Origin of the sequence: Bradyrhizobium sp. HKCCYLRH3099 (assembly GCF_051167855.1) — a bacterium.
GTDB lineage: Bacteria > Pseudomonadota > Alphaproteobacteria > Rhizobiales > Xanthobacteraceae > Bradyrhizobium.
The window spans coordinates 232,756-251,825 of the sequence record NZ_JBNPTW010000006.1 but is presented as its reverse complement, the minus strand read 5'-3'; the positions used below and the strand labels follow the sequence as shown (position 1 = coordinate 251,825).

The window sequence follows — 19,070 nt, the reverse complement described above, 5'->3', positions numbered from 1 at the left end:
GAAGCGCTTCAGCTGTCGAGCTGGCTCTGCAGTTCGCGTACGAACGTCGTCAGCCCGGTGCGCCGCTCACGCTTCAGCCGCTCGGCCTTGAGGATCGACTGCACCTCGGCGAAGGCATCGTCGACGTTGCGGTTGATGACGATGTAGTCGTACTCCGCCCAGTGGCTCATCTCATGGCTGGCGCGGCTCATCCGCCCGCGGATGACCTCGTGCGAATCCTGCGCCCGCGTGTGCAGCCGCTTTTCCAGATCAGCGGCAGACGGTGGCAGGATGAACACGCTGACGACGTCCTGCCGGGCCTTCTCGCGCAGCTGCTGCGTGCCCTGCCAGTCGATGTCGAACAGCACGTCCTTGCCGGCCGAGAGCGCGGCCTCGACCGGACCGCGCGGCGTGCCGTAGCGGTTGTCGAACACGGTCGCCCATTCGAGCAGCTCGCTGCGCTTGACCATTTCCTCGAAGCGCGCGCGGTCGACGAAGTGATAGTCGCGGCCGTCGACCTCGCCCGGCCGCATCGGCCGCGTCGTCGCCGAGACCGACATCTGCAGTCCGGGCATGCGATCGATCAGCAGGCGCGACAAGGTCGTCTTGCCGGCGCCGGACGGCGACGACAGCACGAACATCAGGCCGCGCCGCTCAACTCCATCGAAGCTTCCGTCGTGAGCCGCCATGGATCACTCCAGATTCTGAACCTGTTCGCGAAACTGCTCGACCACAGTCTTCAACTCGAGGCCGATATTGGTCAGCTCGATGTCGTTCGACTTCGAGCAGGTGGTGTTGACCTCGCGATGGAATTCCTGGGACAGGAAGTCGAGCCGGCGGCCGACCGGTCCGCCCTTGCCGAGCATCTCGCGCGCCTGCGCGATGTGCGAGGCGATGCGGTCGAGCTCCTCGCGCACGTCGGCCTTGGCCGCGATCAGCAGCGCCTCCTGCGCAAGGCGATCGGGATCGAAACGGTCGGATGTCTCGAGCAGGGCCGCGACCTGTTCGGCGAGCCGTGCCTTGATCGCCTCGGGCTTGCGGCCGGGCGACGCTTCCGCCCGCTTCGCCAGCGCCTCGATCTCATCGACGCGCTGGTTCAGGATCTGGCCCAGCGAATCTCCCTCTCGCCGGCGCATCTCGACGAGGTGCTTCAGCCCGGTCTCGAACGCCGCGATCGCGGCGTCCTTGGCGGCCTTCTCCTCGGCCTCGTCGGTCTCCGGCTCCGCCACTTCGATGACGCCCTTGATCGACAGCAGCCCGTCGATGCTCGGCGCGACCGCGTCGATGCGGCCGGACAGCGAGCTCGCGACCTTCACGACCGCCGCCAGCACGTCCTCGTTGATGCGCACCGTCGAGCCGGTCTCGGTGCGCTTGACGGTGAGGTTTGCATAGACGGTGCCGCGCGACAGCACCTCGGTGGCTCGCTTCTTCGCGAAGGCCTCGACCTCGTCCCAGCCCTGCGGCAGCCGCACCCGGACGTCCAATCCCTTGGCGTTGACGGACTTCAACTCCCACTCGAACGAGTAGGGACCGCTTGCCCCGTGGTGACGGGCAAAGCCGGTCATGCTCGACAGCGCCATTTCGTCAATGTCTCCGGCAGATCAGCACGGGCGACAGACTCGCCCGCCAAAAGTGCGCGAACCTTACGGTCTTTTGGGCAAATGTTAAGCCCGGTTCTGCGCGGCCGGCCTGCGTGGGAAATTATTGCTGAACGACCGGCGGGCTCGGCTGGGCCGCGCCCTGCCGCGCGCCGTTGGCGGGCGCAGCGCCGCCCGTTGCGCGATTGGCCGGCGGCTTCTTGGCGCCGGCCGGCGTTCGCGGGGACGCCGCTCCGGCAGCCGGATCCACCGGCGAGCCCGCGACGGCCGGGGCCGGCGCCTCGTCCGGTTCGACTGTGTCGTTCTGGGTCTGCCGTTCCATCGCCCGGAGCTTGGCGACGTTCTTCTGATGCAGGTCGTAGGTCTCGGTGAAGGCGTGGCCGCCGGTGCCGTCGGCGACGAAATAGAGATCACGCGTGCGCGCCGGATTCGCGGTCGCCTCGAGCGAAGCGCGGCCGGGATTCGAGATCGGCCCGGGCGGCAGGCCCTCGATCACATAGGTATTGTAAGGCGATGGCTGCGTGATCTCGCTACGCTTGATCGGGCGCCCCAGCGTTCCCTTGCCGCCGACCAGGCCATAGATGATGGTCGGATCGGACTGCAGCTTGATCCTCTGCTTGAGCCGGTTCACGAACACCGCGGCGACACGGCTGCGCTCGTCCGGCTTGCCGGTTTCCTTCTCGACGATCGAAGCAAGGGTGACCAGTTGCTCGGGCGTCTTCACCGGAAGGTCCGCGCTGCGGCGCTCCCAGATCTCGGCCAGCACGCGCTTCTGCGCCTGCTGCATGCGCTGGATCACCTGATCGCGGCTGGTGCCGCGCGGGAACTTGTAGGTCTCGGGCAGCAGCGTTCCCTCGCGCGGAATCTCGCGCACGCTGCCGGTGAAGATCTCGTTCTCGGACAGGCGGGCGACGATCTGCTCCGAGGTCAAACCTTCGGGCACCGTGACCGAATGCTGGACGACCTTGCCCTCGACGATCACGCCGATGACGTCGCGCAGCGATGCGTTCTTCTGGAATGCATACTCGCCCGGCTTGAGGTCGGAACTCGCCTTCAGTGCGTACACGCCGCCGATGAAGATCCAGGGATTGACGTCGATGACGCCCTCACGCGCGAGCACGTCGGCAATGTCGCGTTTGCCGGCACGCTGCGGAATGTTGACGATCTTGTCCTCCTGCAGCGGTCCGGCCGTCTCCAGGATCTGCCGCCCGTAGTAGTAGGCGGCGCCGGCGCCGAGCATCGCGAACAACAGCAGCGTGATGATCGCATTGCCCACGACAACGAACGGATTGCGGGCGCGCTCCGAGCGCCGCGGCGGCGGCGGCACGCGTTCGGGCTCCAGCGCTGCGCGCGGACTACGGGGCGAGATGGGCGGCCGTTCACTCATCGATGCAACCTTCAGTCCTGTCGCTCTCGTCGCGGCCGTGCGCTCCCCACGCAAGCGACCTGAAGTCCACGCCCATCCTAACGATTCGTCATCGAATACGGCGAAAAGGTGTTTACGCCGGGCCTTGCCGCCGTGCGCATCTGCCTCCCGCGTCGGCCAGCGTCCGATCGGCGAAAGACATGCGAAGTCAAGACACGCGAAGTCAACACACGCGAAGTCTTGGGTTCTAGTGTGGCTGCAGTCGGATATCCGCGTGACCAAGAGATAACGGGCCCAAGCGGCAGTCCGTCCTTCCGCACTAGTTCACCACGCGCCGCAGGATCACCGACGCATTGGTGCCGCCGAAACCAAACGAGTTCGACAGCGCCACGTTGATCTCGCGCTTGCGAGGCGTGTGCGGGACGAGGTCGATCGCGGTCTCGACCGACGGGTTCTCGAGATTGATCGTCGGCGGCGCGATGTTATCCCGAATCGCGAGAATGCTGAAGATCGCTTCGACCGCGCCGGCAGCTCCCAGCAGATGCCCGATCGAGGACTTCGTCGAGGACATCGAGATCTTCGACGCGGCGTTGCCGAGAAGGCGTTCGACGGCGCCGAGTTCGATCTCGTCGCCGACCTGAGTCGAGGTGCCGTGGGCGTTGATGTAGTCGATGTCGGCGGCGGTGATTCCGGCGCGCTTCATCGCCGCGCTCATGCTGCGGAAGCCGCCATCGCCATCCGGAGACGGCGAGGTGATGTGATAGGCGTCGCCCGACAGGCCGTAGCCGCAGACCTCGGCGTAGATCCGCGCGCCGCGCGCCTTCGCATGCTCATACTCCTCGAGCACGACCACGCCGGCGCCCTCGCCCATGACGAAGCCGTCGCGATCCTTGTCATAGGGACGCGAGGCCCGCTCCGGGGTCTCGTTGAAGCCCGTCGACAGCGCCCGCGCCGCGCAGAAGCCGGCCATGCCGATCCGGCAGATCGGCGACTCCGTGCCCCCCGCGACCATGACGTCGGCATCGCCGAGCGCAATCAGACGACTCGCGTCGCCGATCGCGTGAGCCCCGGTCGAACAGGCGGTGACCACCGAATGGTTCGGCCCCTTCAGCCCGTGCTCGATCGAGACATAGCCCGAGGCCAGGTTGATGAGACGTCCGGGAATGAAGAACGGCGAAACCTTGCGCGGGCCGCGCTCCTTCAGGAGGATCGCGGTGTCGGCGATGCCGGAGAGACCGCCGATACCGGAACCGATCAGCGTGCCCGTAGCACAGCGGTCCTCTTCGGTCGCAGGATGCCAGTTGGCGTCATCGAGCGCCTGGCGCGCCGCAGCCATCGCGAAGATGATGAAGTCGTCGACCTTGCGCTGGTCCTTCGGCTCCATCCACTGATCAGCATTGAAGGTGCCGTCCGTGCCATCACCACGCGGCACCTGGCAGGCCACCTTGGCCGGCAGATCGGAAACGTCGAACGTCTCGATCACGCGGGCGCCGCTCTTGCCCTGGAGGATCCGCTGCCAGGTCGTTTCCACCCCGCAGCCAAGCGGCGAAACCATGCCAAGGCCCGTGACGACAACCCGCCTCATATCCGTTTCTCCAGAACAGCCCTCGCGCGCAACCGGTGGGCTCGCGGCCGACACCTGCGCCTCGGGTCATCGTTTCGAGCAACACTCTCCCGGCGCATGACGGAGCTTGCTGGTCGTACGCCGGTGGCTGGCGGCAGCAGCCGCAACAACGCCGCCAACAGCAAGAAACCGGTCGACCGCGCGTGACGATCGGCCGGTTTCAAAGAACTCTCGCCGTGAGCGTCAGCTCTTGGCGTTCTTCTCGAGGAACTTGGTGGCGTCGCCGACCGTGAGGATCGTCTCGGCGGCGTCGTCCGGAATCTCGCAACCGAACTCTTCCTCGAACGCCATCACGAGCTCGACGGTATCGAGGCTGTCAGCACCGAGATCGTCGATGAAGCTCGCGTTGTCGACCACTTTCTCGGGCTCGACACCAAGGTGTTCGACCACGATCTTCTTAACCCGCTCGCCAATCTCACTCATCGTTCAACCTCGTGCTTGTTCCTTTAAGACCCGACCCCCGGATGATCCGCGTCACCCCGGCCGTTAAACTTCCTTCGCGATCGCGCAAAACCAGATTTGCCCCGCAGCGCCCCTTTACCGAAGTTTGGCGGACAACTTGCGGTCCGAAAACTTCGGAAACGGGGCCACTCACAAACTCCAATCCTGAGGACTCCTTGAGTCCGGTACGCCTCCAACCCCGAGCGCTCAAACAGGAACCCGGATCAGCAGCACCAGCCGTCGGAGGCCCGGCGAACGATGGCAGCTCGCCCCGCCAATATACAGGGTTTCGAAATCCTGCAATGGCGTTCTTCGGTCCGCCGTGAGTGCTCCGGTTACCATACACGCGAATCATTGCCCACGGCGTCCGGGGCGGCCGATGCGACGTTTTTTCGCCGCATTCCGCCCCGTGGACGCCGGTTAGATCATGGCCATCCCGCCGTTGACGTGAATGGTCTGGCCGGTCACGTAGCCGGCCTCGTTGGAGGCGAGATACACCGCAGCTGCAGCAATATCCTCGGGAGTCCCGAGTCGGGCGGCGGGCACCTTGGCAAGAATGCTCTCGCGCTGCTTGTCGTTGAGCGCGTCCGTCATCGGCGTCTTGATGAAGCCGGGGGCGATGCAGTTCGCCGTGACGCCACGCTTGGCGTATTCGGCGCCGAGCGTCTTGATCATGCCGATGATGCCCGCCTTGGACGCGGTGTAGTTGCCCTGCCCCGGATTGCCGGTGACGCCGACGATCGAGGTGATCGCGATGATGCGGCCGAAGCGCTTGCGCATCATCAGCTTGGTCGCGGCGCGCGACAGCCGGAAGGTGGCGGTCAGATTGACCTTGATGACCTCGTCCCAGTCCTCGTCGCGCAGCTGCACGAACAGGTTGTCCCGGGTGATTCCGGCGTTAGCGACGAGAATGTCGAGCTGTCCCATGGCCTGCTCGGCCGCCGGAACCAGAGCCTCGACCTCGGCCGCGTCCGACAGGTTGCAAGGCAGCACGTGCACACGACTGCCCAGCTCGCCCGCCAGCGTCTCCAACACCTCGCGGCGCGTGCCGGAGATGGCCACGGTCGCACCCTGGGCATGCATCGCCTTGGCGATCGCATTGCCGATGCCGCCGGTCGCGCCGGTCACCAGTGCGGTCCTGCCACTCAGATCGAACATTCAACTCTCCTCACTGCCGCTTTGACGCAGCCTCTTACGATGCCTTCGCCGCGGCCAGCGCATCCTTCGCCGCCGCAATATCCGCCGGCCCGCCGACGGCGACGCCGACCGCGCCGTCGGCGATCCGCTTGACCAGCCCGCTCAGCACCTTGCCGGCGCCGATCTCGAAGAAGCGCGTGACGCCCTGACCCGCCATATAGGCGACCGATTCGCGCCAGCGCACCGTTCCCGTGACCTGCTCGACCAGGCGCCGGCGAATCTCCTCGGGATCACTGATCGGCGCGGCCAGGACGTTGGACACCAGCGGCGCGGCCGGAGCCTTGATCGTGACCCTCGCCAGCGCCTCGGCCATGACGTCCGCAGCCGGCTGCATCAACTGGCAGTGGAAGGGCGCGGAGACCGGCAGCAGCATGGCGCGCTTGGCGCCCTTGCCGCGTGCGATCTCCACGGCGCGGTCAACGGCAGCTTTGTTGCCGGACACCACCACCTGGCCACCGCCATTGTCATTGGCTGCCTGGCAGACCTCGCCCTGGGCCGCCTCCTCGGCGACAGCCACCGCCGCCTCGTAATCCATCCCCAGCAGCGCAGCCATGGCGCCGACACCCACGGGAACAGCCTTCTGCATGGCCAGCCCGCGCGTCCGCAGCAGGCGGGCGGTATCGGCGATCGTCAGACTGCCGGCGGCGGCCAGCGCCGAATACTCGCCGAGCGAATGGCCTGCCACGAAGGCGGCGTCGCGGCCGACCGCGAACCCGGCCTCGGTCTCCAGCACGCGCAGGGTCGCCATCGACACCGCCATCAGGGCCGGCTGGGCATTTTCGGTCAGCTGCAAGGTTTCGGCGGGGCCTTCCCAGATCGTCGCGGTCAGCTTCTCGCCGAGCGCGGCGTCGACCTCGTCGAACACGGCGCGAGCCGCCGGAAATGCGTCCGCGAGCGCCTTGCCCATGCCGACGGCCTGGGACCCCTGCCCCGGAAAAGTGAATGCTGCCGTCATGGCCGCTCCCTGAACGTTCCAAAATCCCTGGAATTGAGTAACTTTGGCCGGAAAGACACTGGCCGGCCCCGTGATGTCAAGCGCGCGACGGGCGCATTTCGACCACTTTCCCTTGCCTCGGCTGCGAAAATCGGTATAAGGCCCGCCATCCGTGAATCCCGAGCCGGGAGCTGAACGGACGGTCCCAGCAAAATCGCTTTGCTTCATCTTGGGGAATTCCAACCTCCAGGACGTCCAGGCGGCTTTGATGTGGCAGGGCCAGTCGGCCCGTCGTCCCGTGTTCCCGCCTTCTGAGCTGACGTCTGCGAGTCCTTTCCACAAGGTCTCGAAGGGCTTGACGCCGGGATTTGCGCCAACTTGGAAAGGACAGCCATGCCGCTTTACGAGCATGTTTTCCTCGCGCGTCAGGACGCGAGCACCCAGCAGGTGGAAGAACTGACGGCTCAGATGACCGGTATCGTCGAGGGTCTCGGCGGTAAGGTCACGAAGACCGAGAATTGGGGCGTTCGCTCCCTCACCTACCGCATGAACAAGAACCGCAAGGCGCACTTCGTGCTGCTCAACATCGACGCGCCGTCCGCGGCGATCGCCGAGATCGAGCGCCAGGAGCGGATCAGCGAGGACGTCATCCGCTACCTCAGCGTCCGCGTCGAGGAGCTCGAGGAAGGCCCGTCGGCGATGATGCGCAAGGCCGATCGCGACCGTGAGCGCGACGACCGTGGCGGTGGCTTCCGTGGTGAGCGCGATGGCGGCGGCTTCCGTGGCGATCGCGGTGACCGTGGCGATCGTGGCCCGCGCCGGCCCCGTGACGAAGAAACTGCGGACGAGGAGTAAGATCAATGGCTGAAGCCCCCGCACGTCGCCCGTTCTTCCGCCGCCGCAAGACCTGCCCGTTCTCGGGCCCGAACGCGCCGAAGATCGATTACAAGGATTCGAAGCTGCTCATGCGCTACGTCTCCGAGCGCGGCAAGATCGTGCCGAGCCGCATCACGGCCGTCTCGGCCAAGAAGCAGCGTGAGCTGGCCCGCGCCATCAAGCGCGCCCGCTTCCTCGGCCTGCTGCCCTACGTCATCCGCTGATAGTGGACCCGAGACCGGCGGCCTCGCGCCGCCGGTTCTCTTTCTCGAATTCTCATAAGGCTTCCGGGTCGTCCGGTCGCCGATGGTTGGGGCCCCGTCGCCTCTAACCGCTCGAAGGGAGCGGGACAGCTGATGATCGCACAGATTCTCATCGCGCTCGCGGCAGGCGCTGCCTCCGCTGTCATGTTCGCCTCGACGATGTCGGGCGTGATGATGTCGATCGTGCTCGCGCTGTTCGCTCCCGTTCCATTGCTGGTCGCCGGCATCACCTGGGGCCGCCTCTGCGCCGTCATCGGCGGGCTGTTCGCGACGGCCTGCGTTCTGGCCGCCTTCAGCTTTACGCGCGCCGAGATCTTTGCGATCTCCGTTGCCCTTCCCGCCTGGTGGCTCGGCCACCTGATCCTGCTCGGCCGGACGACGACCGGCCCATCGGGTCAGGACTTCGTCGAATGGTATCCGGCGGGCCATATCCTGCTTTGGATCGCCGTGATCGCCGCACTGATCATCGCGTTCGCCTTCGGGACGGATGCGACGGCCACGAATCAATCCTTCAGGCGAATGCTGGAACGCGTGCTGGCCAGGACCGGTGCGCCCGACGGCGTCGACATCCCCCGGCTTCTCGACCTGCTGGTCTTCCTGGCGCCGATGATGGTCGCGATGATCATGACCACGGTGCTAACGCTGAACGTGGTGATCGCCGCCAAGATCACCGCGATCTCCGGCCGGCTGATGCGCCCATGGCCGCGTCTGCGCGAGACCAAGCTGCCGGTGATGACGCTCCCCGCGCTGTTCGCCATCATCGCCTTCTGCTTCCCGGACGGCCTGATCGGGCTGCTGGCGCGGATCGCCGCGGCGGCGCTGCTGACAGCCTATGCGCTCACTGGCTTTGCCGTGCTGCATACGCTGACCTTGCCGCTGCGAACCCGCCCGCTCTGGCTCGGCCTCGCCTATGCGCTGATGCTGACCTTCATCTGGCCAATCCCTGTCTTCGCCATGGTCGCGCTCGGCCTCGCCGACGCCGCCTTCGACCTCCGCCACCGGTTTGGGCCGCGGCGGCCGCCGCCGTTGCCGGTGCCCTGAAAGAACCAACCACACACACCAACCGCTTCCGAACATCTTGAAGGAGAACATCGATGGAAGTCATTCTGCTGGAACGCGTCGCCAAGCTCGGCCAGATGGGCGAGATCGTGAAGGTCAAGGACGGGTTCGCCCGCAACTTCCTGCTCAAGCGCAAGAAGGCGCTGCGGGCCACCGCCGAGAACAAGGCCAAGTATGAGGGCATGAAGGCCGAGCTCGAGGCCAACAACATCAAGGCCAAGGGCGAGGCGTCCAAGGTTGCCGAGAAGATCGACGGCCGCGACATCGTCATCATCCGCCAGGCCTCCGAATCCGGCCAGCTGTTCGGCTCGGTCTCGGTCCGCGACATCGTCACGGCCCTCGCCGCCGACGGCATCACCGTCAGCCGTCCGCAGGTCTGGCTGGATGCGCCGATCAAGACCATCGGCCAGCAGAAGATCACCATCGCGATCCACCCGGAGGTCGAGACCTCGGTGACCGTGACGGTGGCCCGCAGCGCCGATGAGGCCGAGCGCATCAAGCGCGGCGAGGACATCTCGACCCGCCAGGAGGACCTCGACGCCGCCGCCGAAGCCATCGCCGCCGCCGGCGAGTTCTTCGATCCGGAGGCCCAGGACGAGGGCGCTGCCGAGCCGGCTGCGCAGTAAGCAGCGCGGCATCTGCCAAAAAACGAAGCCCGGCTCATCGAGCCGGGCTTTTTTCATTCAGTCCTTGGCCGGCGCCGGCGTCACCGGCGGAACCGGATCGGCACGCAGCGCAGGCGCTGCATCGCTCGATTTCGGCGTCTCCAGCGCGGGAGGCTCGGAGCGCGCCGCACTCTCGCCGCGCACGGCCGACGCCCTGGTCGCGCCGGTCGCTTCGCTCGGCGTGTCCTCGGAGGAGGCACCGTCCTGGGCCGGCTTCTTGCGCTTGCCCTTGCTCTTCGGACGCGCCTCGCCGTCGGGCGCCGCCACCGGCGGCTCAGCCCCTGCTTCCGGCTTGGCCTCGGTCGGGGCCGACCGTCGCTTGGAATAGTGTCCGCGGCGACCGTCCTGCTGAGCAGCACCATCGGCCTCCGGCTTCGCCTCGGCGGGCTCGGTCGCGGCCGACCGGGCGCGGCGCTCGGAGCGCGTCTCGCGGGCGTCCTTGCCCGAATGCCCCATGTAGCGGGCATCGGTGGCGCCATTGGAGATCAGGTAGTTGGCGAGCACGCCGGCCATTTCGGGGCTGGTGGTATAGTGCTGGCGCAGAAAGCCCGGCAGCGATCCCGGCGATGTGTTCTTGGCGAGACCGCGCGGTGATTTGTGGCAGACCACGCAGGTGCCGTTGAAGATCTGCGCCGGGCTCTTGCCCGCGTCGAGATTTTCCTGCGCCGCAGCCGCACCGGCCAAGCCGATGCAGAACAAAGCCACCACCGTCGCCAAATTGAGCGCTCGGCCCACCATTCTCATTCTCCAGCTATGGTTCTGCCCACACGGCGCCGTTCTGCGCGACATCCGCAACCGTGTTCCCTTCACGCCGTCTCGCAATCGTCGACGACGTACCCTCGAAGACCTGGCCCGGCTCCCCCGCCGGACACCGGCCCAAAGGCCGTTGGCCGCGGCCTTTTTAGCGAATTGCGGCGGGATTGAAAGCGCACATGTGTTCCTGCGCGGAGATGTCCCGTGCTCATGTGATTTCGGAATAACGGCTTTGTGTCCGTGGCCATGGCACGCTTTATGCCTGCTGACTAACATATGGAAAGGTAGAATGGGAACCAATCGGTTCTCAACGCGTCGAGTGCGACGGCCGGGCAAGTCAGCATCTCACGGGGATAGCTCGTTGGGTGGTGGGAATGGACCGTTTGCTGCGTAGTCTGTTGAGTCGTTTTATCTGCCGTGGGTCGATCAGCTTCACGACCGCCGACGGTGTTACCTTCGCTTGCGGAGACGGGACCGGCGTCTCCGTGGCGGCGCGTTTTCTGACCCGGGACGCCGAGCGCCGGCTGCTCGTCAATCCCGAGCTCGCCCTCGGCGAGACCTATATGGACGGGACGTTCGTGATCGAGCGCGGATCGATCACGGACCTCTTGTCCATCGTGATGAGCCAGCCGGCCGTGATGCCGGAATGGGCCAAGCCGCAATGGTGGCTGCGCTACCTCGTCCGGCATCTGCGCCAGCTCAACATCCGGGCACGGTCGCGCCAAAACGTTGCGCATCACTACGATCTCGACGGCCGGCTCTATGCGCTGTTCCTCGATGCCGACCGGCAATACTCCTGCGCCTATTTCGACACGCCCGACACCACGCTGGATGACGCCCAGCTCGCCAAGAAGCGCCACCTCGCGGCAAAGCTGCTGATCGATCCCGGCCAGCGGATCCTCGACATCGGCTGCGGCTGGGGCGGGCTCGGACTTTACCTCGCGGAGATGTGCAACGCCGACGTCACCGGCGTCACGCTGTCGTCCGAGCAATTGCAGGTCGCCAACACCCGCGCGGCCGAGCGCGATCTCTCCGCATCCGCGCGCTTCCTGCTGCAGGACTATCGCGACGTGCCCGGCACCTTCGACCGCATCGTTTCGGTCGGCATGTTCGAGCATGTCGGCGTCGCGTTCTACGATACGTTCTTCCGCCGCTGCGCCGAGCTGCTCGACGACGACGGCGTGATGCTGCTGCACTCGATCGGCCGCTCGGAGGGACCGGATTCCACCAATCCGTGGATCGCCAAATACATCTTCCCCGGCGGCTACATTCCGGCGCTCTCGGAAGTGCTGCCCGCGATCGAGCGCGCCGGCCTGCTGGTGTGTGACATCGAGATCCTCAGGCTGCATTACGCCGAGACGCTGAAGGCGTGGCGCGAGCGCTTCATCGCCCGCCGCGAGGACGCCGTGCAGCTCTATGACGAGCGCTTCGCGCGGATGTGGGAGTTCTACCTTGCCGCCTCCGAAATGGCGTTCCGCAAGCAGAACATGATGAACTTCCAGATCCAGCTGACGAAGCGGCAGGGCATCGTGCCGATGACGCGCGACTACATCCATCGCGAGGAGGCGCGCCTGCGCGCCGTCGAGCGGGGCTATCGGCCGGCGTTGCGGATGGCGGGCGAGTAGGACGCGCGGCGTCCTCAATCTCAGGCTGATAAATTGTAAAGAGACATCTCCAGCACGAATTCCCGCTGATCCGTCTCAAATTTTCGAACAAACCGTGCGGTCTGTGAACTGGCTCACAGACCCCGGTGAACTCCGGCCGTAAAGTCCCGGCATGTCCCAGAGCACTGCACGAGCCATGTTGGAACCTCAGACCGACTTCAGCACCGACTACGCGCTGATTGCTGCCGGTGTGGGCGCGTCCCTCATCGCCTTGATTTATCTGCTGCTGGTCTGACCCGCCGCGCCGATCCACGCGCCGCCGCAGTGGACGCGCCAGTTCCTGTCTCCGTCTCGCAGACCATCGAACGCGCTGCACCCTTTCCCGGCATGAAACGTGAACTCCGGCCAGTGCGGCTTTGAGTCCTCCAGGTTCCGTCAAGCACGGCATCTGGCGAGTCCAGATTCATCCACCAAATTTACCGGACGGTGAATAGCGCGCAGCTTTCGCTTCCGCTTCGTCGGCGACTGGCGCTTTATCCCCTCCCCTTCAAAGCTGCTAAACACGGCCATGGCATTGACCGATTCGAACGTACTCAAGCTGGCTCCGACGGACGCCGCGACGCCGACCTATCGCAGCGCGCCTCACAACATCGAGGCGGAACAGGGTCTGCTCGGCGCGATCCTCGTCAACAACGACGCGTTCTATCGCGTCTCGGACTTCCTCGAGCCGAAGCATTTCTACGAGCCGCTGCACCAGACGATCTTCGAGACGACGGCGAGCCTCATCCGCATGGGCAAGATCGCCACGCCCGTGACCTTGAAGACGTTCCTGCCGGCGGACGTCGATCTCGGCGGCATGACCGTCGGGCAATATCTCGCGCGGCTCGCCGCCGAAGCCACGACGATCATCAACGCGCAGGACTATGGCCGCACCATCTACGACCTGTCGTTGCGACGCGACCTGATCGGCATCGGCGAGGACATGGTCAACGTCGCCTATGACGCGCCGGTCGACTTCGCGCCGCGCAACCAGATCGAGGACGCCGAGCGCCGGCTCTATGAGCTCGCCGAATCCGGCCGCTATGACGGCGGCTTCCAGAAATTCTCGCAGGCGCTGACCACCGCCCTCGATATGGCCGCGAAGGCGTTCCAGCGCGACGGCAAGCTGTCGGGCATCTCGACGGGACTGCGCGACCTCGATGCCAAGATGGGCGGCCTGCAGCATTCCGACTTGATCATCCTCGCCGGCCGTCCCGGCATGGGCAAGACCTCGCTCGCCACCAACATCGCCTATAACGTCGCCCAGGCCTACGTTCCGGAACTGCAGCCTGACGGCACGTACAAAGCGGCGCAGGGCGGCGTCGTCGGGTTCTTCTCGTGCGAAATGAGCGGCGAGCAGCTCGCCACCCGTATCGTCGCCGAGCGCTCGGGCATTCCCTCCAGCATGATCCGCCGCGGCGGCATCACCGAGGCCGATTTCGAGAAGCTGCGCGAATGCTCGATCGAATTGCAGTCGCTGCCGTTCTATGTCGACGAAACCGGCGGCATCTCGATCTCCCAGGTCATGGCGCGCGCCCGAAGGCTGAAGCGTCAGAAGGGCCTCGACCTCTTGGTGATCGACTACATCCAGCTGCTTGCCGGCTCTGGCAAACGCGGCAGCGACAACCGCGTGCAGGAAATCACCGAGATCACCACCAGCCTGAAGGCGCTGGCCAAGGAGCTCAACGTTCCGATCATCGCGCTGTCGCAGCTGTCGCGCCAGGTCGAAAACCGCGACGACAAGCGGCCGCAACTGTCCGACCTGCGTGAATCCGGCTCGATCGAGCAGGACGCCGACGTCGTGCTGTTCGTGTACCGCGGCGAATACTACCTCGCCGCCAAGGAGCCGCGCCCCGGCACCGAGGAGCACCAGAAGTGGCAGATGGAAATGGAACAGGCGCTGGGCAAGGCCGAAGTGATCATCGGCAAGCAGCGTCACGGTCCGACCGGTACCGTCGAGCTGCACTTCGATGCCTCGGTCACCCGGTTCGGCGATCTTGCGCATGATGGTATGCCGCCGCAGCATCACGACTATTGACCGTGTGCTGTTGAACGGATGCGCTGCGGCGCGTAAAAGCGCCGCATGACTGTTCCCGAACCGAAACCCGCCGAGCCCTCCGCTTCGGCGGTGGATGAGATCCCCGCCGGCGCCACCGGCGTGCTGACCATCGATCTCGACGCGCTCGCCGCCAATTGGCGCAAGCTGGAAAAGACCGCGGTACCGGCCGAATGCGCCGGCGTGATCAAGGCCGACGCCTATGGCTGCGGCATCCCGCAGGTGGCGCGCACGCTCGCCGCCGCTGGCTGCAAGACCTTCTTCGTCGCCACGCTCGGCGAAGCCAAGGTCGCCCGCAGCGCCCTGCCCGACAGCGCCGCTCTGTACGTGCTCGACGGCTTCTTCCAGAACACCGGCGACGACTACGCCGCGATCAATTGCCGCCCCGTGATCGGTGATCTCAACGAGCTCGCCGAGTGGGACATGTTCTGCCGCCGTACCGGCTGGAAGGGCGGCGCCGCCATTCATGTCGATACCGGCATGAACCGGCTCGGCCTGACGCCGCTTGATGCGCAAGGCATGATCCCGCGCATCCAGAGCGGCGACCACGGCATCACCCTCGTCATGAGCCATCTCGCCTCCGCCGAGCAGGTCAACAGCCCCGCGAATGCGCGCCAGCTCGCGACCTTTCGCGAGGTCACCAGCGTCTTCACCGGCGTGCCGGCCGCGCTCGCGGCCTCTTCCGGCATCTTCCTCGGCGCCTCCTTCCAGTTCGACATGGTTCGCCCCGGTGCGGCGCTCTACGGCGTCAACCCGACGCCGGAGGCCGACAACCCGATGCAGCCGGTCGCCGAGATCAAGGCCCGCATCGTGCAGCTGCGCGACCTCGCACGCGGCGACACGGTCGGCTATGGCGGCACCTGGACGGCGCGCCGGCCGACGAAGATCGCCATTCTCTCCGCCGGCTATGCCGACGGCTATTTCCGCGCGGCCTCGTCCAACGACGGCACCCGCGGCGCCGACGTCATCATCGCCGGCCAGCGCTGCCCGGTCGCCGGCCGCGTGTCGATGGACCTGATCGCCGTCGACGTCACTGACCTGCCGCCGAAAGCCGCCCGCCGCGGCCACTTCGCCACCCTGCTCGGCGAAGGCATCACCGTCGACGAGCTCGCGCATCATTTCGGCACCATCGGCTACGAAGTCCTGACCAATCTCGGCCGGCGCTATCATCGCATCTACAAAGGTGGTGCGGCGCTCGCGGAGAGCTGAGTTTTCGCAGCGGCGGTCGACGTTGTTTTGCGTTGCTGCCTCCTCGACGTCATTGCGAGCGCAGCGAAGCAATCCAGAATCCCGCCCGCCGCCCTGGATTGCTTCGCCACGCTCGCAATGACGAGCTGATGGATATCGGCACGAACTTGCGACGTCGCCCGCTGTCGTAGCCCCGCCAACCTCCGCTGTCATCGCCCGGCTTGACCGGGCGATCCAGTATTCCAGAGACAGTGGTGAGTCCTCGATGAGCCGCGGCGTACTGGATCCCCGCTTTCGCGGGGATGACGATCGAGTGCGAGGAGCGATCATCGATCGTCGCTTCGTTCGTGGTGCCGGCGCTCGAACATGCGTTCTCATTCTCGCGGCATCTAGCGCCCGAGTTTTTCTTCTCGTTTTCGCCCTCTTGAAGACGAGGGCGCAGGGAATGCCGGGTGCTGGCCGCAACCCATGGCCCGCCTGCAGAAAAAAGTGCAGGCGGCAGTCACCACAGGTCCAGCCGGTCAACCGGCATTCCCTGCGCGATGGGTTTACGCCTTATGCGTACTCTCCCCGGGGATCGGGCGTTCTTGCCCCCGTAGCTAGCGGATCATCACCGCCGGCGTAGCATCAGCGTCGAGATGCCAGGACCATACGTTTTCGACGTGCGCATCGTGTCGTTCGTCCGCGCGGCATCACACCATGCTGCGACCCGAAGCGCCCACCGCATCCCACCCCGCGTGTCGTGACGATCGCGATGCGCCCCTCGTATCGAGGCGGGACGGCGCTATACAATCATGATTTTCGGAAAAACGAAAGGCAAATATTTTTCCGCGTAGCACTGGACAGGGTGAGTCGCCTTGAGATCATTCGACAAATTGGCATCTCGGCGCCCCCTTCGGCTGTACACGCTCTTGCAACGATCATGTTTGCCCTCCAAATCAGGCAAGCGGCGTGAAAAGCTATCAGTCGGACCGTCCGTCGACAGAACGCGGCTCAGGGGGTATCGGGCATGTGGCGGCCATCATTGGCAGAAGTCGAGGCCGCTGCTCGGGTGCTTCATCGCGCGGGAGTTCACCACCATTGGTGGGAGCCTTACCGCAAATCGTACGACGAACTGGCTGCGACCGATCCCATTGGGAAGTCAGAATTCGATGCGATCGTCGAGCAGATGCTGATGGCGGCCCACGAGGCAACCGCATAATGCGGCCGCATGGTCACGGATGGGAGTGAGCCGTGTTCTCCAAGCTCAAGGATCTTGCCAGCGGCGCCGCCAAAAGCGTCGGCGGGCAGTTTGCTAAAGCCTCCAGCGCCATTGCCGACCTCGCCGCGAGCCTCGCGACCCGTGCGGCGGCGGCAGCCGATCTCGGCCGGATTCTCGATATCATCGAGATGGTGCCGGGCGTCAAATTCGAGCGCCCCGAGATCGATGCCGGCTATCTCGACACGCTGCTGGCGGCCGTGCAGATGGGCGAGCTCACGCTCGCGATCCACTACCGCAAGGAAACCGAAGCCAGCGTGGTGCGCCTGCATCCCCTCCCCGCGGCGGCCGCCAATGAAGTGACCGGGTCGGACAGGTTCTTCGCGAAGATCCTGGTCAACGGCGACGACGACAAGCCTGCCATCCAGATGCTGATCAACTCCGAGCATCTGGCGAACAACTACCGGCACGTCACAGCGGACACGCTGATCAACGCGCTTGCCTTCCCGATCGAGAACGTCAAGGGCGGCTTCATCATCGCCCGATCGTTCCGCGCGATCGCGCGGCCGATCGCCGGCTGGCTGCTCGGCATCATCTTCGACCAGGGCGAAAAGCTGCACCGGCGTTTGCGCGGCGGTCGCGACGACGATCAACCGCAACCATCTTCATCGCCGGCGGAGGAGCAACACGTTGACGCGCCTGCCGCCTCGACAGACACGGGCGGCGGCACCAGCGCCGAACAACCATCAAACCACAGCAGCCTGGCGGATGACGACCGTCAGGTTAGCGAAGGACCGCTTCATCAGGACCACCGATCCGACCGGACCGTGTGAAATCTCGGCAACAGCGATTCCTTGCCTCACTGGGTTGACGCCTTGTCCGGCATCAGGACGGAAAGCACTTGCCGAACGCCGCCATCAGGCGGACCGGCCCCTTCAGCCGCAGCGCGCGGGTCAGGATCAGCCGCGCCACCGAGATCTCCTTGGCGAGGAAGCGCAGCCACGCCTTGCCGTCGGCGGTGATGCTGAGGTCGGCCCGGCCGACATGGCCCGGCTGCACCGTCAAACGCCGGTCGCGGATGGTGACGGTGGCCTGCGCCGCCTCCTGGCCGGTAAAGGTAAAGTGATAGGTCGCTTCCAGGCCCTTCGACTTGCCGGGCTGGAAGGTCAGCGGCATGCCCTGCAGGAAGCCGCGGATCGAGGTCGCCCGCGCGCTCGACCGGACGAAGCGGACCTTCTTGTGCGGAAAGCGCCGCGTCACGTAGTCGGCGGCGTCGCTTCCGGGCACGACATAGACCGGCTCAGTCTTGCGCGTCAGCGGCTCGAGCACATCCGTCACGTGCTGCTTGCGGTCGGCGAGATAGGGGCCGATGACGTCGTGGCCCGCGGGACAGACCGCGAGGCAATAGGCGGCGTTGTAGTTCGGCCCATAGGCGAGGCTCTGCCAGCGCGTCACCGTCTCGGCGTAGCTGGTGCGGCCGCGCAAATCCTTCACGGACTTCGCCTCGGCGATGTCCTCGACGAAGTTGACGAAGCCGCCCATGAACTGCTGATAATTGTGGGTGAGGCAGGCGGAGAAGTCGAACGCGCCGTCGGGCTTGATAGCGCCGACCGGGCAGGCGGCGACGCACAGCTTGCACTCCAGGCATGGATTGTGATCGAGCGGGGTTGCGACCGCATCGACCTCGGCGGCGATCAGCACCGTACCGAGCAGGATGAAGCTGCCGAAGCGCGGATGAATCACGCTGCGATGGATGCCCATGCGGCCGAGCCCGGCGGCCTCGGCGGCGCGCTTGTGCGACACGATCCAGGCGCGGTCCGGGAAGTTGTCCATCTCCATCGGAAACGCCATCGCCGGATTGAGCGCGCGGATGCCGCGATCCTCGAGCGCGCGCACGATGCCGCGCGCGACCTCGTCGATGTGGTCGCCCGAACGATGAAACTCGAGATTGGCGACCGAGCGCGCGGGCGAGCGGACCGGCTCGCGATGCATTCGCCCGACCAGCACCAGCAGCGTCCGTGCCTTCGGAAACGCCGCGAGGATATGCGGACGATCCTCGGCGAGGCTGGGATCCTCGATCGAGGCCAGCCCGCTATCGTCGGCGCCGCAGGCGCGGGCGAGATCGAGCAGCTCTTGGGCCGAGAGCCGCGGCGGCGCAGGCGACGGAACGGCAAAGGCGGACAGCGTCTCGGTGGTCATGGTTTCGCGCTCCGGGCTTTGGGACGCATCG

General features: G+C 65.7%; 18 protein-coding genes. 9 read left to right on the top strand and 9 right to left on the bottom strand.

Annotation, left to right across the window (positions count from 1 at the left end; all coding sequences use genetic code 11):
• Nucleotides 1-8 precede the first annotated feature (8 nt).
• The 7 genes from gmk to fabD form a co-directional block, all read right to left on the bottom strand.
• The gene (gene gmk / locus ACQR1Y_RS15395; RefSeq protein WP_434875795.1) at nt 9-668 is read right to left on the bottom strand and encodes a guanylate kinase; all 660 of its coding nucleotides are present in this window, start codon (nt 666-668) and stop codon (nt 9-11) included.
• A gap of 3 nt (nt 669-671) precedes the next feature.
• A complete protein-coding gene (locus tag ACQR1Y_RS15390; protein WP_434861228.1) occupies nt 672-1,559 on the bottom strand; it encodes a YicC/YloC family endoribonuclease in 888 nt (295 codons plus the stop codon).
• 121 nt (nt 1,560-1,680) lie between these two features.
• A complete protein-coding gene (mltG, locus tag ACQR1Y_RS15385) occupies nt 1,681-2,964 on the bottom strand; it encodes an endolytic transglycosylase MltG (RefSeq protein WP_434875794.1) in 1,284 nt (427 codons plus the stop codon).
• Nucleotides 2,965-3,262: 298 nt separating this feature from the next.
• Nucleotides 3,263-4,528 carry a beta-ketoacyl-ACP synthase II gene (fabF, locus tag ACQR1Y_RS15380; protein ID WP_434875793.1) on the bottom strand — a complete coding sequence of 422 codons (1,266 nt, stop codon included), beginning with the start codon at nt 4,526-4,528 and terminating at the stop codon, nt 3,263-3,265.
• Nucleotides 4,529-4,750: 222 nt separating this feature from the next.
• Complete coding sequence (locus tag ACQR1Y_RS15375; RefSeq protein WP_006610957.1) at nt 4,751-4,990, bottom strand: acyl carrier protein; 240 nt, start codon at nt 4,988-4,990, stop codon at nt 4,751-4,753.
• A 438-nt stretch (nt 4,991-5,428) separates the two neighbouring features.
• Entirely contained in the window at nt 5,429-6,166 is a 738-nt protein-coding gene (fabG, locus tag ACQR1Y_RS15370; RefSeq protein ID WP_434861225.1) for a 3-oxoacyl-[acyl-carrier-protein] reductase, read from the bottom strand.
• A 34-nt stretch (nt 6,167-6,200) separates the two neighbouring features.
• Complete coding sequence (gene fabD, locus ACQR1Y_RS15365; RefSeq protein ID WP_434875792.1) at nt 6,201-7,160, bottom strand: ACP S-malonyltransferase; 960 nt, start codon at nt 7,158-7,160, stop codon at nt 6,201-6,203.
• Nucleotides 7,161-7,532: 372 nt separating this feature from the next.
• Between fabD and rpsF the strand changes: the two genes are divergently transcribed.
• From rpsF to rplI, 4 genes are all read left to right on the top strand, one after another.
• Nucleotides 7,533-7,994: a 30S ribosomal protein S6 gene (gene rpsF / locus ACQR1Y_RS15360; RefSeq protein WP_434861223.1), complete on the top strand. Its 462-nt coding sequence runs from the start codon at nt 7,533-7,535 to the stop codon at nt 7,992-7,994.
• Nucleotides 7,995-7,999: 5 nt separating this feature from the next.
• Nucleotides 8,000-8,239, top strand: coding sequence for a 30S ribosomal protein S18 (gene rpsR, locus ACQR1Y_RS15355; protein ID WP_008963441.1), 240 nt, complete (start codon nt 8,000-8,002; stop codon nt 8,237-8,239).
• A gap of 132 nt (nt 8,240-8,371) precedes the next feature.
• Complete coding sequence (locus ACQR1Y_RS15350; RefSeq protein WP_434875791.1) at nt 8,372-9,319, top strand: hypothetical protein; 948 nt, start codon at nt 8,372-8,374, stop codon at nt 9,317-9,319.
• 53 nt (nt 9,320-9,372) lie between these two features.
• Nucleotides 9,373-9,963: a 50S ribosomal protein L9 gene (rplI, locus tag ACQR1Y_RS15345; RefSeq protein WP_434861221.1), complete on the top strand. Its 591-nt coding sequence runs from the start codon at nt 9,373-9,375 to the stop codon at nt 9,961-9,963.
• A 57-nt stretch (nt 9,964-10,020) separates the two neighbouring features.
• Here the strand turns inward: rplI and ACQR1Y_RS15340 are convergent, their stop codons facing one another.
• Entirely contained in the window at nt 10,021-10,740 is a 720-nt protein-coding gene (locus ACQR1Y_RS15340) for a hypothetical protein (protein ID WP_434875790.1), read from the bottom strand.
• A gap of 389 nt (nt 10,741-11,129) precedes the next feature.
• Here ACQR1Y_RS15340 and ACQR1Y_RS15335 point away from each other — a divergent pair, with 389 nt between their 5' ends.
• From ACQR1Y_RS15335 to ACQR1Y_RS15315, 5 genes are all read left to right on the top strand, one after another.
• Complete coding sequence (locus ACQR1Y_RS15335; RefSeq protein WP_434875789.1) at nt 11,130-12,380, top strand: class I SAM-dependent methyltransferase; 1,251 nt, start codon at nt 11,130-11,132, stop codon at nt 12,378-12,380.
• A gap of 151 nt (nt 12,381-12,531) precedes the next feature.
• Nucleotides 12,532-12,654: a hypothetical protein gene (locus ACQR1Y_RS15330; protein WP_434861357.1), complete on the top strand. Its 123-nt coding sequence runs from the start codon at nt 12,532-12,534 to the stop codon at nt 12,652-12,654.
• 273 nt (nt 12,655-12,927) lie between these two features.
• Entirely contained in the window at nt 12,928-14,436 is a 1,509-nt protein-coding gene (locus tag ACQR1Y_RS15325) for a replicative DNA helicase (RefSeq protein WP_434875788.1), read from the top strand.
• A gap of 45 nt (nt 14,437-14,481) precedes the next feature.
• Nucleotides 14,482-15,663 (top strand): alanine racemase, encoded by a 1,182-nt coding sequence (alr, locus tag ACQR1Y_RS15320; RefSeq protein ID WP_434875787.1) that lies wholly within the window; start codon nt 14,482-14,484, stop codon nt 15,661-15,663.
• 1,212 nt (nt 15,664-16,875) lie between these two features.
• A complete protein-coding gene (locus ACQR1Y_RS15315; protein WP_434875786.1) occupies nt 16,876-17,673 on the top strand; it encodes a hypothetical protein in 798 nt (265 codons plus the stop codon).
• Nucleotides 17,674-17,725: 52 nt separating this feature from the next.
• Here ACQR1Y_RS15315 and ACQR1Y_RS15310 read toward each other — a convergent pair whose 3' ends face one another.
• On the bottom strand, nt 17,726-19,039 hold the full coding sequence (locus ACQR1Y_RS15310; RefSeq protein WP_434875785.1) for an SCP2 sterol-binding domain-containing protein: 1,314 nt from the start codon (nt 19,037-19,039) through the stop codon (nt 17,726-17,728).
• Nucleotides 19,040-19,070 lie beyond the last annotated feature (31 nt).